This window comes from Micromonospora sp. SL4-19 (genome assembly GCF_047921475.1).
Lineage (GTDB): Bacteria > Actinomycetota > Actinomycetes > Mycobacteriales > Micromonosporaceae > Micromonospora.
In genome coordinates, this window is the sequence record NZ_JBLROB010000010.1 from 114,461 (window position 1) to 128,844 (window position 14,384).

Annotated in this window: 10 protein-coding genes and 1 pseudogene; 9 read left to right on the forward strand and 2 right to left on the reverse strand. The window is 72.5% G+C overall.

Annotation, left to right across the window (positions count from 1 at the left end; genetic code table 11):
• The first annotated feature begins 123 nt into the window (after positions 1-123).
• From murJ to ACNAVT_RS15925, 7 genes are all read left to right on the forward strand, one after another.
• Positions 124-1,875, forward strand: a complete 1,752-nt coding sequence (gene murJ / locus ACNAVT_RS15895; RefSeq protein WP_416296985.1) for a murein biosynthesis integral membrane protein MurJ — start codon at positions 124-126, stop codon at positions 1,873-1,875.
• A 430-nt stretch (positions 1,876-2,305) separates the two neighbouring features.
• A complete protein-coding gene (locus ACNAVT_RS15900; RefSeq protein ID WP_416296987.1) occupies positions 2,306-3,919 on the forward strand; it encodes a protein kinase family protein in 1,614 nt (537 codons plus the stop codon).
• 46 nt (positions 3,920-3,965) lie between these two features.
• Positions 3,966-4,694 (forward strand): RNA polymerase sigma factor SigM, encoded by a 729-nt coding sequence (gene sigM / locus ACNAVT_RS15905; RefSeq protein ID WP_416297056.1) that lies wholly within the window; start codon positions 3,966-3,968, stop codon positions 4,692-4,694.
• Positions 4,691-5,698 carry a hypothetical protein gene (locus ACNAVT_RS15910; RefSeq protein ID WP_416296989.1) on the forward strand — a complete coding sequence of 336 codons (1,008 nt, stop codon included), beginning with the start codon at positions 4,691-4,693 and terminating at the stop codon, positions 5,696-5,698. The genes sigM and ACNAVT_RS15910 overlap by 4 nt, the downstream gene beginning before the upstream one ends.
• A 194-nt stretch (positions 5,699-5,892) precedes the next feature.
• On the forward strand, positions 5,893-6,846 hold the full coding sequence (gene trxB / locus ACNAVT_RS15915; protein ID WP_416296991.1) for a thioredoxin-disulfide reductase: 954 nt from the start codon (positions 5,893-5,895) through the stop codon (positions 6,844-6,846).
• Positions 6,847-6,883: 37 nt separating this feature from the next.
• Positions 6,884-7,207 carry a thioredoxin gene (gene trxA, locus ACNAVT_RS15920; RefSeq protein WP_357540664.1) on the forward strand — a complete coding sequence of 108 codons (324 nt, stop codon included), beginning with the start codon at positions 6,884-6,886 and terminating at the stop codon, positions 7,205-7,207.
• 198 nt (positions 7,208-7,405) lie between these two features.
• Positions 7,406-8,566 (forward strand): N-acetylmuramoyl-L-alanine amidase, encoded by a 1,161-nt coding sequence (locus ACNAVT_RS15925; RefSeq protein ID WP_416296993.1) that lies wholly within the window; start codon positions 7,406-7,408, stop codon positions 8,564-8,566.
• Positions 8,567-8,571: 5 nt separating this feature from the next.
• On the opposite strand, the gene ACNAVT_RS15930 is transcribed toward ACNAVT_RS15925, so the two are convergent.
• The gene (locus tag ACNAVT_RS15930; protein WP_416296995.1) at positions 8,572-9,237 is read right to left on the reverse strand and encodes a GNAT family N-acetyltransferase; all 666 of its coding nucleotides are present in this window, start codon (positions 9,235-9,237) and stop codon (positions 8,572-8,574) included.
• Between the two features lie 300 nt (positions 9,238-9,537).
• Here ACNAVT_RS15930 and ACNAVT_RS15935 point away from each other — a divergent pair, with 300 nt between their 5' ends.
• Both ACNAVT_RS15935 and ACNAVT_RS15940 read left to right on the forward strand, forming a co-directional pair.
• Positions 9,538-10,851, forward strand: a complete 1,314-nt coding sequence (locus ACNAVT_RS15935) for a PLP-dependent aminotransferase family protein (RefSeq protein WP_416296996.1) — start codon at positions 9,538-9,540, stop codon at positions 10,849-10,851.
• Positions 10,852-10,858: 7 nt separating this feature from the next.
• Positions 10,859-11,857 (forward strand): D-alanine--D-alanine ligase family protein, encoded by a 999-nt coding sequence (locus ACNAVT_RS15940; RefSeq protein ID WP_416296999.1) that lies wholly within the window; start codon positions 10,859-10,861, stop codon positions 11,855-11,857.
• Between the two features lie 214 nt (positions 11,858-12,071).
• Here the strand turns inward: ACNAVT_RS15940 and ACNAVT_RS15945 are convergent.
• Positions 12,072-12,663, reverse strand: a pseudogene (locus tag ACNAVT_RS15945) (hypothetical protein); the annotation flags it as partial.
• Positions 12,664-14,384 lie beyond the last annotated feature (1,721 nt).

A 14,384-nucleotide genomic window follows, 5' to 3' on the forward strand; every position in this document is an offset into this window, starting at 1 on the left:
GCCAGCCTATCGGGCCGGGCTGGCAACTACTGCGCCGGGCGCGGGTAAAGGTCCGAGGTTGACTAAGGTCTGTGGCGTGCGGGCCCCGAGGTCCGGCTCCGACGTACCCCTTGGAGGCTGGAGATGAGCGGCGGGCTCTACCGCAGCGCGAACGCGCACGGCGGCGGCCAACCGCCGGACGACGGAGCGACCTTCATCTCCGCCGAGCCGCTCAACCAGCCGGGTGTCGAGGGCACCGCGCCGCCGCAGGAGGTGGTGGCCGAGACCAGCGCCGCGGCGAACAGCGCGGTGATGGCGGTCGGCAGCCTGGTGAGCCGGGGTACGGGCTTCCTCCGCAACCTGATGATCGGCGCGGCCCTCGGCAACGCGGTCGGCGACGTGTACACCACCGCCATCTTCCTGCCGAACCAGGTGTACGAGTTCCTGCTCGGCGGCGTGCTCACCAGCGTGCTGATTCCGGTGCTGGTCCGGCGCCGCAAGATCGACCCAGACCGGGGTGAGGCGTACGCCCAGCGGCTGCTCACCCTCGCGGTGCTCACGTTGGCCGCCGCCGCGCTGCTGGCGGTGGTCTCGGCGCCGGTGCTCACCGCGATCTACGCCTCCGGCAAGGACGCCGCGTACAAGGGGCTGGTCAACGACCTGTCCTACCTGATGCTGCCGATGCTCTTCTTCACCGGGGTGAGCGCGCTGATCGCCGCCGTGTTGAACACCCGGGGACACTTCGCCGCACCCATGTGGGCGCCGATCCTGAACAACCTGGTGGTGATCGGCGTCCTCGGCCTGTACATCGCCGTCTACGGCGCCAAGGTGCTGCGGCCGGACCAGATGACCCCCGGCCGGATCCTGCTGGTCGGCGGCGGCACCCTGCTCGGCGTGGCGGTACAGGCCGCCGGACTGCTGCCGGCGCTGCGCCGGGTCGGCTTCCGGTGGAAGTGGCGGTTCGACTTCCGCGCGCTGGGCCTGCGCGAGCTGGGCCGGCTCGGAGCGTGGATGTTCTGCTACGTCGGGGTCAACCAACTCGGCCTCTTCGTGGTGGTCAACCTGCTCACCCGGGCGGCCGGCCAGGACAGCCACAAGACGCAGGCCGGCTTGTTCATCTACAACGGCGTCTTCCTGCTGCTGATGATGGCGCACGGCATCATCGCCGTCTCGATCATCACCGCGTTGATGCCCCGGATGAGCGCCGCCGCCGGCGAGGGCCGGTTCCGCGACGTCACCGCCGACCTGTCCCGGGGCACCCGGATGGTCACCGCCGTACTCGCCCCGGTCGCGGTCTGCTACGCGGTGCTGGCCGGCCCGGTCTCGGTCGTGATCTTCAGGTACGGCGCGTTCACCGGCAAGGACGCGGTGGCCCTTTCGACGGTGCTCCTGGTGGCGGCGGCCGGCCTGGTGCCCTTCTCGATCAGCCAGCTCTTCACCTTCGCCTTCTACGCGCTGCCGGACACCAAGACCCCGGCCCTGATCAACATCCCGGTGGTGGCACTGCGGGTGCTCCTGCAGATCGGCCTCTTCCTCGGCTTCTCGGCCACCTTCGCGGCGGCCGGCATGATGCTCGGCAACGCCATCTCGTACGTGGCGGCGGCGGTGATCTCGGCGATCCTGCTGCGTCCCCGGGTGGGCCGGATCGGGCTGGGCGAGATCATGCGGACCATGGGCCGGGTGCTCGTCGCCGCGTTGGGCGCGGCCCTGGTCGGCCTGCTGGTGGTGAAGCTGTTGCCCGGCGACCCGGCGCACCTGAGCTGGCTGGCCGCCGTGGTCCAACTGGTGGTCGGCGGTGCCGTGATCGGCGCAACGTACCTCGGGCTGGCCACGGCGCTGCGGATCGGCGAGATCACCGAGGTGGTCGGGATGGTCCGGCGCCGCCTCGGCCGCTGAACCGGCCCCGGGTCCGATGACGGACGGTGAACGAGGATCACCAGCCTGGGGATACGGCTGTGGATAACTTCCGGTTCCGCCGCTGGATGGGCCTCTCGGCCTGTGGACAACCAACCGTACGGACGAGGGTGGCTGGCCGAACCGGGGGAATCCGCGGAGGCCGGAAGCCGCCACACCAGATACGCCCCTACGCCGACTACTTGCCGGCAACCTCTAGATTGGCTGGTGCGTGTATTAACGACGGCGGCAGCACCGGACCGTTACCCGGCCGTGCGCTGTGGTCACTGGCGTCCCACCGGCTACGGCGGGAAGATGACATGTCGGGGAACCGGGCATCCCGGGTAAGGTCGCTCTCGACGGGTACGACAGGTGCCGACGTGGGCGTCGACACCTGTCTGCCGGTTCCTTCGAAGGCAGAGCGGACAGCGACATGCCCAGCAGCACGGGTCCATCGATCGACACGATCACCGAGGGAGGACGGGTGACCCAGGTCGGCGAGGGTCAGGAGGCGGAGGAGACGGCCCCTTCGGTCATGACCTTCGGTGCTCCCACGGCCGGTGAACTCCTTGCCGAGCGGTACGAGCTGGTCGAGCACATCAACAACGACAGCGCGGGCCGGCTGGTCTGGCGCGGGGTCGATGTCGTGCTGCGCCGTCCCGTCGCGGTGGTTCTCCGCTACCCGGGTGGCGACTCCGCCACCGAGATGCTCCAGGCCGCCGTCGCGGCGAGCCGGGTGATCCACCCCAACCTGGTCGGCGTCTACGACGCGATTGACGAGGCCGACCGGGCGTACGTCGTCCGCGAATGGGTGGACGGCCAGTCCCTGCGCGAACTGGTCACCGCCGACGGGCCGCTGGATCCGGCCCGGGCGACCGCCGTCGGCAGCGCGGTCGCGAGCGCCCTCGCCGCGGTGCACGCCACCGGCATGGTGCACGGCAACGTCCACCCCGGCACCGCCATGATCAGCGACGACGGCCGGGTGGTGCTGGCCGACGCGCGCACCGACGGCGAGGACAGCCAGGAGAACGACATCCGGGCGGTCGGCGGGGTGCTCTACTTCGCCCTAACCGGGCACTGGCCGCACGGCGAGGCCCCGCTGCACGGTGCCACCGCCGGGCACGGCCGCGCCGCCCTCCCCGACGCGGTCCGCGACGCCAGCGGCGCGATCGCCGCGCCCCGCCAGGTGCGCGCCGGGGTGCCGGCATACCTTGACGACCTCACCATGGACCTGCTCGACCCGGAGATCACCCCGCCGTCGTCGGACGTGCTGGCGGCCGAGCTGAACCGGCTGGACGTCCCCGCCGACGAGCACTTCCTGGCGCAGGCCGGCCCGCTGCGCTTCACCGCCGACAGCGGCGACGAGCCGTCGCCGCTGGCCGCCACCGGCGGCCGCAGGGTCGCCCTGGGCATCGCCGGGCTGCTGGCGGTGGCCCTGGTCGGGCTGCTCGTCGGGATCAGCATGCTCGGCGGCGACGACAAGAAGCCCGACACCCAGCAGGTGGCCAGCCCGTCCGGCAGCCCGGCTCCCTCGGACGGGTCGAGCCCGGCCACCGCGCCGACCCGCACGCTCACCATCCAGGACGTCCGGATCATCGATCCGAAGGGCGACCGCCGCGAGCTGCGCAACGCCGAGAAGGTGATCGACGGCAACGAGGACGAGGGCTGGGAGACCGCCACCTACAACCGGGCGAACTTCGGCAACTTGAAGCCGGGCATGGGCGTCTGGATCGACCTCGGCAGCCCGCACACCGTCAAGTCGGTGCAGGCCGTCCTCTCCGCCACCGGTGCCTCCGCCCAACTCCTCGCCGGAGCCGCCGACTTCGAGTCCACGTCCGCCGGTGACAAGCAGCTCGTGGCGAGCTACCAGAAGAACCCGATCGGTCAGCCGTTCGAGGAACACGACGGCACCAAGATGACCTTTGACGGGTTCGACCCCGAGAAGCAGTACCGGTACCTGCTCTTCTGGATCACCGAGCTGCCGCAGAAGGACTCGGGCAGCGGCTACAAGCTGGGCGTCCAGGAAATCACGGTCGCCGGATCGTGAGCCGTCCGCCGCGCCCGGCGCACCGGCTCGGCTGGGCGTGGTGACGGTGGGTCGCGGCGGGCGTACGCCCGGGCCGGCGACCGGCGACGGCCCGCCGGCCGGGGCGAGCGACCTCGACCTGCTGCGGGCACACGTCGCCGGCGACCGGGACGCCTTCACCGAGCTGTTCCACCGGCACCGGGACCGGCTCTGGGCGGTGGCCCTGCGTACCGTCGGCGACCGCGAGGAGGCGGCCGACGCGCTCCAGGACGCCCTGCTGTCGGCACACCGGGCGGCGGCCCGGTTCCGCGGCGACTCGGCGGTGACCACCTGGCTGCACCGGATCGTGGTGAACGCCTGCCTGGACCGGATGCGGCGGCGCCAGGCACACGCCACGGTCCCGCTGCCGGACGGGGTGCACACCGACGGCGAGCCCGGCCGGCACACCGGTGGGGTGGAGCCGGCCGCGCCGGCCCACGACCACGACACCGCGCTGGTGGTCCGGCAGGCCCTCGCCCAACTGCCGGCCGAGCAGCGGGCCGCGCTGGTCCTGGTGGACGTGCAGGGCTACCCGGTGGCCGAGGTGGCGCGGATCCTCGACGTGGCCGAGGGGACGGTGAAGAGCCGCTGTGCCCGGGGACGGGCCCGGCTGGCCGTGCTCCTCGGTCACCTGCGTACCGGATCCGACAAGATTGCGGACGTGCCCCGCGTCACCGGGGGGAACCCCCGACCGCCCGAGGGCGTCGGATCGACGTCGGGGTTGCCCCGGCGGGACGCCAGCCAGGAGGAGACGTGACTGCCCGGGAGTTCAGCGGGGTCGACCACGACCTGCTCGCCGACTACGTCGGCGGGGCGCTGGACGGCACCCCGGAGCGGGTCACCGTCGCGCGGCTGATCGAGGAGGACCCGGCCTGGCGCGATGCGTACGCCGCGCTGGCCCGGGCGGTGGACCTGGTCCACACGGACCTGGCCGGCTGGGCCGACGCCCCCGCACCGGAGATGCCGCTGGCCGTGGCCGACCGGATCGCGGCGGCGCTGGCCGGCGCCGGGCCGGCCCCGGCCGTCGGGGACGAACCCACCGACCCGCCGCTCGCCGGCCCGGGACGGGTGGCCGGCGGCATCCGGCGTACGGGGAGAACGGCGACCGTCGTGCCGGCGCAGGGGGCCGCGCGGCGGGCCGGTGGGGCGGGCCGGCCGGCCGAGGGCGCGGACCGCAGCACGGGGCCGGGCCGGCGCTCCCGGCGCTGGGCCCGGATCGGCGGGCCGGTCGCCCTGGCGGCCGCCTCGGTCGCTGTGGTCGGCCTCGGGCTCAGCAACCTGATCGACAAGGGCAGCGCCGACCTGACCGCCACGAACGACTCGGCCGCCGGTGCGGCCCAGGACGCGCCCCGCCCGATGGCCGCCGCGCCCTTCCGGACCACCGAACCGCCGCTGCACAGCGGCACCGACTACGGCCCGGAGCGGTTGTCCGGCAAGCGCAGCACCCTCGCTGGGCCCACGGCCGCCAGCGGGGGCAAGAGTGGGCTGGCCCCCGAGGAGCAGCGACCGCCGCTGGCCGACGGCCTGGACCGGCTCACCCGGCCCGGGGCGCTGGAGTCCTGCCTCGGCGCGATCAGCGCCGAACACGGGGCCGGACCGCTCACCGTCGAGCTGATCGACTACGCGTCGTTCCAGGGGCGTCCGGCGCTCGTCCTCACCTTCCTCGACGCGGGCGGCGAACGCTGGGCCTGGGTGAGCGGCCCGGAGTGCGGGGTGCCCGGGTCCGGCTCGGACACCCGCTTCCGTACGCGGGTAGGGTGAGGTCGCGGTCGCCCGGGCATGTCCCGCCGCGTGACGTGACCCACCGGATGACCGGCTCGGGAATCTCCGCTTCGTACGATGACGTTCTGCAAGTCAGGCGCCGACGCCGCTGAGCCGTCGGCACTCGGGATCGGCATCGCCCCGGCGGTAGGTCAGCCGGAGCGGATGACGAACACACACATCGGGAGACGGCAGTGGACGAGGTCCGCAACCTGATCATCATCGGCTCCGGGCCGGCCGGCTACACGGCGGCGGTCTATGCCGCCCGCGCCAACCTCAAGCCGCTCATCATCGAGGGCGTGCAGTCCGGCGGCGCGCTGATGACCACCACCGAGGTGGAGAACTTCCCCGGTTTCGCGGACGGCATCCTCGGCCCCGAGCTGATGGACAACATGCGCAAGCAGGCCGAGCGGTTCGGCGCCGAGTTCCTGACCGACGACGTGACCCGGGTCGAGCTCAAGGACACCGGTGAGGTCGGCTCGAACGCGGTCAGCACCGTGTGGGTGGGCGAGACCGCCTACCGGGCCAAGGCCGTCATCCTCTCCACCGGCTCCGCGTGGCGCCCGCTGGGCGTGCCGGGCGAGCAGGAATACCTCGGCCACGGGGTGTCGTCCTGCGCCACCTGCGACGGCTTCTTCTTCCGCAACCAGCACATCGTGGTGGTCGGCGGCGGCGACTCGGCGATGGAGGAGGCGAGCTTCCTCACCCGGTTCGCCGAGTCGGTGACGATCATCCACCGCCGGGACTCGTTCCGCGCCAGCAAGATCATGGCCGAGCGCGCGCTCTCCAACGACAAGATCAAGGTCGAGTGGAACACCGTGGTCGAGGAGATCCTCGGCGACGACGGCAAGGTCAGCGGCGTCCGGGTCCGCAACGTGCACACCGGCGAGGCCAAGGTGCTCGACGTCACCGGCGTCTTCGTGGCGATCGGCCACGACCCACGCAGCGAGCTCTTCCGCGGACAGGTGGAACTCGACGACGAGGGCTACGTGCGGGTGCAGGCGCCGAGCACCCGGACCAATGTGCCGGGTGTCTTCGCCGCCGGTGACGTGGTCGACCACACCTACCGGCAGGCGATCACGGCAGCCGGTACGGGCTGTGCCGCCGCCCTGGACGCCGAGCGCTTCATCGCCACCCTGCAAGGCTGAGACATTCACCGAACAGTTCCCGGAGGAGGGGTTCATAGTGGGAGCAACCAAGGCGGTCACCGACGCGAGCTTCGCGAGCGACGTGCTGAAGTCCGACAAGCCGGTCCTGGTCGACTTCTGGGCGGAGTGGTGCGGGCCGTGCCGCAAGGTCTCGCCGCTGCTCGAGGAGATCGCGGGCGAGATGGGTGACCAGGTCACCATCGTCAAGCTCAACATCGACGAGAACCCCGAGACCGCGCGTACCTACCGGGTGATGTCCGTGCCGACCCTCACCGTCTTCAAGAACGGCGAGCCGGTGCAGTCGATCGCCGGCGCCAAGCCCAAGGGCGAGCTGGTCAAGCTCATCGAGTCGGCGCTCTGAGCCGACGCCCGACCCACGGAACCCCCGTCGCCCTTCCCGGGCACGGGGGTTCCTGCTTTCCCCCTCGACAGCCCCTGACCTGGAGGAACCCGAAGCCGGCTGGTGACCGGCACGGTACGCTCCGTAGGCGTCCCCAGCGAGGGGAGGCACCTCCGTCGGAGTGTCCGGCCAGCCAGCGTCCGTGCAGAGGGGGTCATCGTGCGTCCGATCCGACCCGGTGACCGGGGACCGGCGGTGACCGAGATCCGTACCGTCCTGACCGGCCTCGACCTGCTCCCGTCCGGCGGCCGGGATGACGAGTTCGACGCCGACACGGAACGCGCCGTTCGGGCGTTCCAGCAGTCCCGCGGGCTGAGCGTGGACGGGCGGGTCGGCGCGGAGACCTGGCGGGCACTGGACGCGGCCCGTTGGCGGCTCGGGGCCCGCACGCTGTACCACGCCGTGCCCGAGCCGCTGATCGGCGAGGATGTCCGGTCGCTCCAGGAGCGCCTCCTCGAGATGGGGTACGACGTGGGCCGCGCCGACGCCATCTACGGGCTCTGCACCGCGCGGGCGGTCGCCCAGTTCCAGCGGGAGATGGGGCTGAAGCCGGACGGTGCCTGCGGCCCGCACACCATGAACGCGCTGCGCCGCCTCGGCCGGAAGGTGGTCGGCGGCCGCCCGCAGTGGCTCCGCGAGTCCGACGCCATCCGCCAGGCCGGGCCGACCCTGGTCGGGCGGACCGTGGTGATCGACCCGGGACACGGCGGCACCGACCCCGGTGAGGTGGTGCCCGACGGCCCGCTGCGCTGGACCGAGGCGGACATCGTGCACGACCTGGCCAGCCGGCTGGAGGGGCGGCTCGCCGCAGCCGGCGTACGGGTGCAGCTAACCCGCGGCCCGTCGCCGGAGACCTGCCTGCCGGACGCCGAGCGCGCCCAGTTGGCCAACTCCCTCAGCGCGGACGTCTTCATCTCGCTGCACACCGACGGGCATGCCAACCCGGCGGCCAACGGGGTGGCCACCTACCACTACGGCACCGACAACGGCGTCACCTCGGCCACCGGCGAGCGGCTCGCCGGGCTGGTGCAGCGGGAGATCGTCGCCCGGACCGGGCTGCGGGACTGCCGTACCCACGCCAAGGCCTGGGACCTGCTGCGGCTGACGAAGATGCCGGCGGTCCGGGTCGAGGTGGGCTACCTGACCTCCCCGGAGGACCGGGGCCGGCTGGTCGACCCCCGGTTCCGGGACAAGATCGTCGAGGCGATCGTGGCCGCGGTGCAGCGGATGTACTTCCCGATCGAACGGGACGTCCCGACCGGCTCCATCGACGTGAGCGAGCTACGGGCGATCGTCGCGGCGGGCACGGCGGTGGACTGAGCGGGTCAGCTCGTGGCGCGGGTGGCCGGCGCCGGGCGTACCGGGCGGAGCAATGTCTCTGGGCTCATCGAGCCGAGCAGCTTCTCCAGCGCGTACTCGACGTCGGATTTCCAGCTCAGTGCGGTGCGCAGCTCCAGCCGCAGCCGCGGGTAGCGGGGATGCGGACGGACCGTCTTGAAGCCCACCGAGAGGAAGAAGTCGGCCGGCGCGAGGCAGGCCCGGGTGGGATCCTCCCCGTCGTCGCCGAACTTCGCGTCGCCGAACGCCTCGATCGCCTTGATGCCGCGCTTGGTGAGATCCCGGGCCACCCCCTGGACCAGCATCCGGCCCAGGCCGCCGCCGGCGAAGGCGGGCACCACGTGGGCCGTCATCAGCAGCGCGGCGTCCGCGGAGACCGGCGAGGTGGGAAAGGCCATCGAGCGCGGAACGTACGCCGGCGGCGCGTACATGACGAAACCGGCGGGCATGCCGTCGACGTACGCGAGTTTGCCGCAGGAGCCCCATTCCAGCAGCGTCTGGGAGACCCAGGCCTCCTTCTCCAGCCCGGGGTCACCGGCGGCACACGCCCGGTCGGCGGAGACCGGGTCCAGCTCCCAGTAGACGCACTGCCGGCACCGACGGGGCAGATCCTCGAGGGTGTCGAGGGTCAGACTGACCAGACGTCGCGACATCAGCGCATCCCCACCATAGGCCCGGAGCCGAAACCAGCGCGGTGCTCACGCCGCCGCATTCCCTTGCCCCCGACGAGCGATCGTACGCTCCCACCCGACCGTACGGGAGAGGACGCGTAAACGCCCACCCGAGACGCGGACGGGCGGCCCGGCATGTGGACGTACGCCACCTTGGGACGTGGGGCCTGGCCAGGGCGGACTACGATCGACGAACCGGCGTCCCGCGCCGCCAATTGTTGCCGGCATCGCGGGTACCACAGCCGGGCGGCAGCCCCGCCGACGCCCGATCGAGGTGATGTCATGACCGGCACGACGCTCGACGACTACACCGACCGGTACGCCCGCCGGGTACGGGGGATGACGGCCTCCGAGATCCGGGCGCTCTTCGCGGTGGCCAGCCGGCCGGAGGTCGTCTCGCTCGCCGGTGGGGCACCGTACATCGCGGCACTGCCGCTGGACGCGGTCGGTGAGATGCTCGGCCGGCTCGGCTCCGAGCAGGGCACCACCACCCTGCAGTACGGCATCGGGCAGGGCACCCTGGAGCTGCGCGAACGGATCTGCGAAGTGATGGCCCTCTCCGGGATCGACGCGTCCTGTGGCGCCTCACCGGAGGACGTGGTGGTCACCGTCGGCGGCCAGCAGGCGCTCGACCTGGTCGCCCGGCTCTTCCTGGACCCGGGTGACGTGGTGCTCGCCGAGGGCCCGACGTACGTCGGCGCACTCGGGGTGTTCCAGGCCGCCCAGGCCCAGGTGGCGCACGTGCCGATGGACGAGGAGGGGCTGATCCCGGAGGCGCTGGAAACTGCCATCGCCGACCTGGCCCGCGCCGGCCGCCGGGTGAAGTTCCTCTACACCATCCCGACCTACCAGAACCCCACCGGCGTGACGCTGAGCGAGGAGCGGCGCGAGCGGGTGCTCGACATCTGCGACCGCGCCGGCCTGCTGGTGGTCGAGGACGACCCGTACGGCCAGCTCGGCTTCGAGGGGGAGGCGCCGGCACCGCTGCGGGCCCGCCGGCGCGACGGCGTCTTCTACCTGAGCACCTTCTCCAAGACCTTCGCCCCGGGGCTGCGGGTGGGCTGGATCCTCGCCCCGCACGCGGTCCGCGACAAGCTGGTCATCGCCAGCGAGGCGCAGATCCTCTGCCCCAGCGGGTTCGCGCAGGCCGCCGTTTCGACGTACCTCGGCACCATGCCGTGGCGGGAGCTGCTCAAGGTCTACCGGGAGGTCTACCGGGAGCGCCGGGACGCCATGCTCGCCGCGCTGGAAGACCTGATGCCGGCCGGCACCACCTGGACCACCCCGCGCGGCGGTCTCTTCGTCTGGGCGACCCTGCCGGACGGCCTCGACGCCAAGGCGATGATGCCGCGCGCCATCGCCGCCCGGGTCGCGTACGTCCCGGGCACCGGCTTCTACGCCGACGGCACCGGTGGCGGCAACATGCGGCTCAACTTCTCCTTCCCGCCGCCGGAACGGATCCGTGAGGGCGTCCGCCGGCTGGCCGGCGTGATGGAGCAGGAGATCGCCATGCGCAAGGTCTTCGGCGCGGTCGGCGGCTCGGGGCCGCGGCGCCGGCAGGGTGGCTCGGACGCACCCGGTCCCGACTTGGCATGATTCCCACATGGCCGTCCGCCCCGCCGTCCACACATCCGTGACCGATCCCGTCGGCCTCGACGAGCTGCACGTGGTGGTGCTCGCCGGCGGCCTCTCGTACGAGCGGGATGTCTCGCTGCGGTCCGGCCGGCGGGTGCTCGACGCGCTGCGGGCGGTCGGCGTGGAGGCCGAGCTGCGGGACGCGGACGTGGCCCTGCTGCCCGCCCTGTCCGCCGACCCGCCGGACGCCGTGGTGATCGCCCTGCACGGCGCCACCGGCGAGGACGGCTCACTGCGCGGGGTGCTCGACCTCTGCGGCGTGCCCTACGTCGGCTGCGACGCCCGAGCCTCCCGGCTCGCCTGGGACAAGCCGTCGGCGAAGGCCGTGCTCCGCGAGGCCGGCATCCCCACGCCCGACTGGGTGGCCCTGCCGCACGACCGCTTCTCCGAGCTGGGCGCAGTGGCGGTGCTGGACCGGATCGTCGACCGGCTCGGCCTGCCGTTGATGGTGAAGCCGGCACAGGGCGGCTCCGGACTGGGCGCCGCGGTGGTCCGGGACGCCGGGTCGCTGCCGGCCGCGATGGTCGGTTGTTTCGCGTACGACCAGACGGCGCTCGTGGAGCGCTACGTGCCCGGCATGGACGTGGCGGTCTCGGTGATCGACCTGGGCGAGGGCCCGCAGGCCCTGCCCCCGGTCGAGATCGTGCCCCGCAACGGCGTCTACGACTACGCCGCCCGGTACACCGCCGGCCGCACGACCTGGCACGCGCCCCCCCGGCTCGACCCGGCGACGACCGAGCGGGTGGCCGAAGTGGCGCTCGCCGCGCACGGCGCACTCGGCCTGCGCGACCTCTCCCGCGTCGACCTGATCGTCGACGCGGCCGGTCAACCGCACGTACTGGAGGTCAGCGTCTCCCCGGGGATGACCGAGACCTCGCTGCTGCCGCTCGCGATCCAGGCGGCCGGGCTCGACTTCGGGCGGGTGCTCGGGTCGCTCGTCAACCGGGCCGCCGCCCGCCGCCCGTAGCCGAACCCTCGTCGTCCCGCCCGGGCTCAGCCGGCGGGAGGCGTGCTCCTGGGCTCGCCCGCCACCGGTCCTTCCGCCTCCGCTGACCCCTCCGCCCCCTCCGCCTTCTCCGCCTCTGCTGGCTCCTCGGACTCCGGGATCTCCTCTGCGGATTCGATCACCGAGGCCGTTTCCTCGTCGGCGGTATCCGCGTTCTCGCTGGGCGAGGCGGAGAGGCTCGACGGCGCCTGCCACTGGATACGGGGTGGTTCGGCGAGCGGACGCCCGCCGAACTCGGCCAGCCAGGCGGCGACCAGGGCCAGGTTCTCCCGCCACTGCGCCTCGGAGATCTGGGGCAGGATCGAGTCCCACAGGGACAGGAACGTCCCCCGCAGTTGCAGCTGCCCGTACGGTCGCGCCAGAAACCACATGTGCAGGTGCGCCGAGCCGTCGCCCCAGCGGTTGACGTGCACCCGGGCGACGCCGTCCAACGAGCGGACAGCCCGTTCCAGGCGGACGGTCATCACGCCCAGCTCGGCCGCGAGCAGGTTCGGCAGGTCGCCGAGATCGAGATGTGAGCGGGACTCCAGGATCAGCACCATCGGGAGGCCGGTGGGTCGATCCATCGCACGTACCCGCCACCGCTCACCGACCCAGATGTACGCCTCGTCCGGGGCGTTGCAGGCGGTGCATTCCCGATTGCCCTCGCCCCGACGGGGAGGTTCGACCGGTACCGGATCGTCGAGCTTCTTGATACGGAGATCGCCCTCGAAGGGGAAGGAGGGCCACTGGGTGAAGTCCGGAACTGAGGGAGGGGTGTCCTGCACGACGCTGACCCTAACCGGTTTGGCGGTCCCTGTCCCTACCTGATCCGTCGCCGTTCGAGCGCCTGCCGTCAATCGGAGCCCGGGTTTTCCACCGCGTTGTCCACAGGCCGCTGAGATCGCCAGCACAGCGCGCCATCCACAGGTCAGTACCGGTTTTGCCGCACTGTTTCACGTGAAACGAGGCTGCCCTGTGGAAAACGACTGTGGATAACGGTGCGGGTGCCCGAGCCGGGTTGTCCACCGGTCGCGAGCCCTTCCCTCCTAACGATCGAACCGCGAATCGGCACCGGCCGCCGGCGAGTCCTCCTATCGCTCGCCGGGGGCGGCTCGGGCTCAGCCCGTCACCGTTCCGTCGACATCGACCGAGAGGATCGGTGCCCCCGGTTGTCAGGCCCGTGGCAGGTCGCCCATCGCCTGATCCATGCGGGCCCCGGGGCAGGTGCTCACGACCCGGACGGCGGCGGCTCAGCGCCGGACCATTGGCCGGGTCGCCCTCCCGCGGCCGCCCCCGGCTGCCCGCGTCCAAGGTGTGCGCCCGCCCGACGGGGGCCGGACCGGCCGAATCGGCGACTGGGGACGATCCCCTGCCGGCCGGGTCGCGGCAGCCGCCCCTGGTGCCTCTCCGGCCGCCGGAGAAGCAACCCCGCGGCCGGTGCCGGTGGCCCGGGCCGGATCGATGGCAGGTCTGGGACGCAGCGCCGGGGCGCGGTGATCAAGGCCCGACGCGGACAACAGCGGAGGACCGGCACCCGGGCTGCGGCGCGGTCGTCTCCGCTGCGAGTCTCTTGCCCCGAGTCGCTGCGGCCGCCTCCTTGTTTCACGTGAAACCGGTCCACTGCTCGCGCTCCTGACGGGCGCCAGGAGGACGGCCAGCTTCACCGGCGCTGCTGTGCAACCTGACGTCGGCGAGGTCCACCACCGCAGCGGTCGTTCCGTGCACCCTGCTCGGTGACTGGTCGTCGAACGGATCCTGAGATCGTGTCCCGGCGCGTCGCCTGTCGGACATCTCCTTCATGACTCGCTGAGTGGACCGCTGCTCAAGGTCCTCGGGCGCGGGCCACCGGCACCTGCCCATTGCGCACCCTGGGCCAAGCCGTCCGCCGTGGATGCCCCGCCCGGGTGAGCCGCAGGGCTTTCCGCCGGAGGTGTCCCGCTCGGGCCTCGCCCGGCGCGAACCCCGCTGCGCCCAAGGTGCCCGCCCGAGTCGCTCCATGGCCCGAGGCGCCCGGTGGCCAAGGCACGCCGGGCCAAAACCTTCCGCCGCCCGGAGATGCCGCCGCCTAGAGCTTTCGCCGGCGCCACCCGGTGGTGCCGCCCGGAGGTGCCGCCATCCGGAGGTGTCGCTGCCGTCTGCCGCCCGAGGGTCTGCCGCCAGGCGGTTCCACTCATGGGCGTCGCACGCGGCGGGACAGAGTACGCCTCGGCTTCCGCCGCCGACCGTCATGCTCGCCCAAGCCCCGGGTCGTGCCGCGCCGGCCGTGCTGTGCTGGTGGGCCGCACCGCCGCCCCTGGTTCTCCCTCTGGCCCAGCCAGGAGTCCGGCAGCACGCGGCTCAACGGAGATGACGGTTAACACCTCTGCCCGGCCGGCCCCGTCCCGGCCGTACCTGTTGCGGCTGCCGAGTGGTCGGCTCGGCTGACGCCATCGCGGCCGTTGGTCCCGTTTCACGTGAAACCGAAGGCCCAGCCTGGAATCATCGGAGGCTTACCCAGCGAGGCTCA

Coding starts and splice junctions, on each gene's coding strand:
- ACNAVT_RS15935 (WP_416296996.1), top strand. CDS start 9,538: ATGACCGGCACGACGCTCGACGACTACACCGACCGGTACGCCCGCCGG.
- ACNAVT_RS15940 (WP_416296999.1), top strand. CDS start 10,859: ATGGCCGTCCGCCCCGCCGTCCACACATCCGTGACCGATCCCGTCGGC.
- ACNAVT_RS15930 (WP_416296995.1), bottom strand. CDS start 9,237: ATGTCGCGACGTCTGGTCAGTCTGACCCTCGACACCCTCGAGGATCTG.
- ACNAVT_RS15900 (WP_416296987.1), top strand. CDS start 2,306: ATGCCCAGCAGCACGGGTCCATCGATCGACACGATCACCGAGGGAGGA.
- murJ (WP_416296985.1), top strand. CDS start 124: ATGAGCGGCGGGCTCTACCGCAGCGCGAACGCGCACGGCGGCGGCCAA.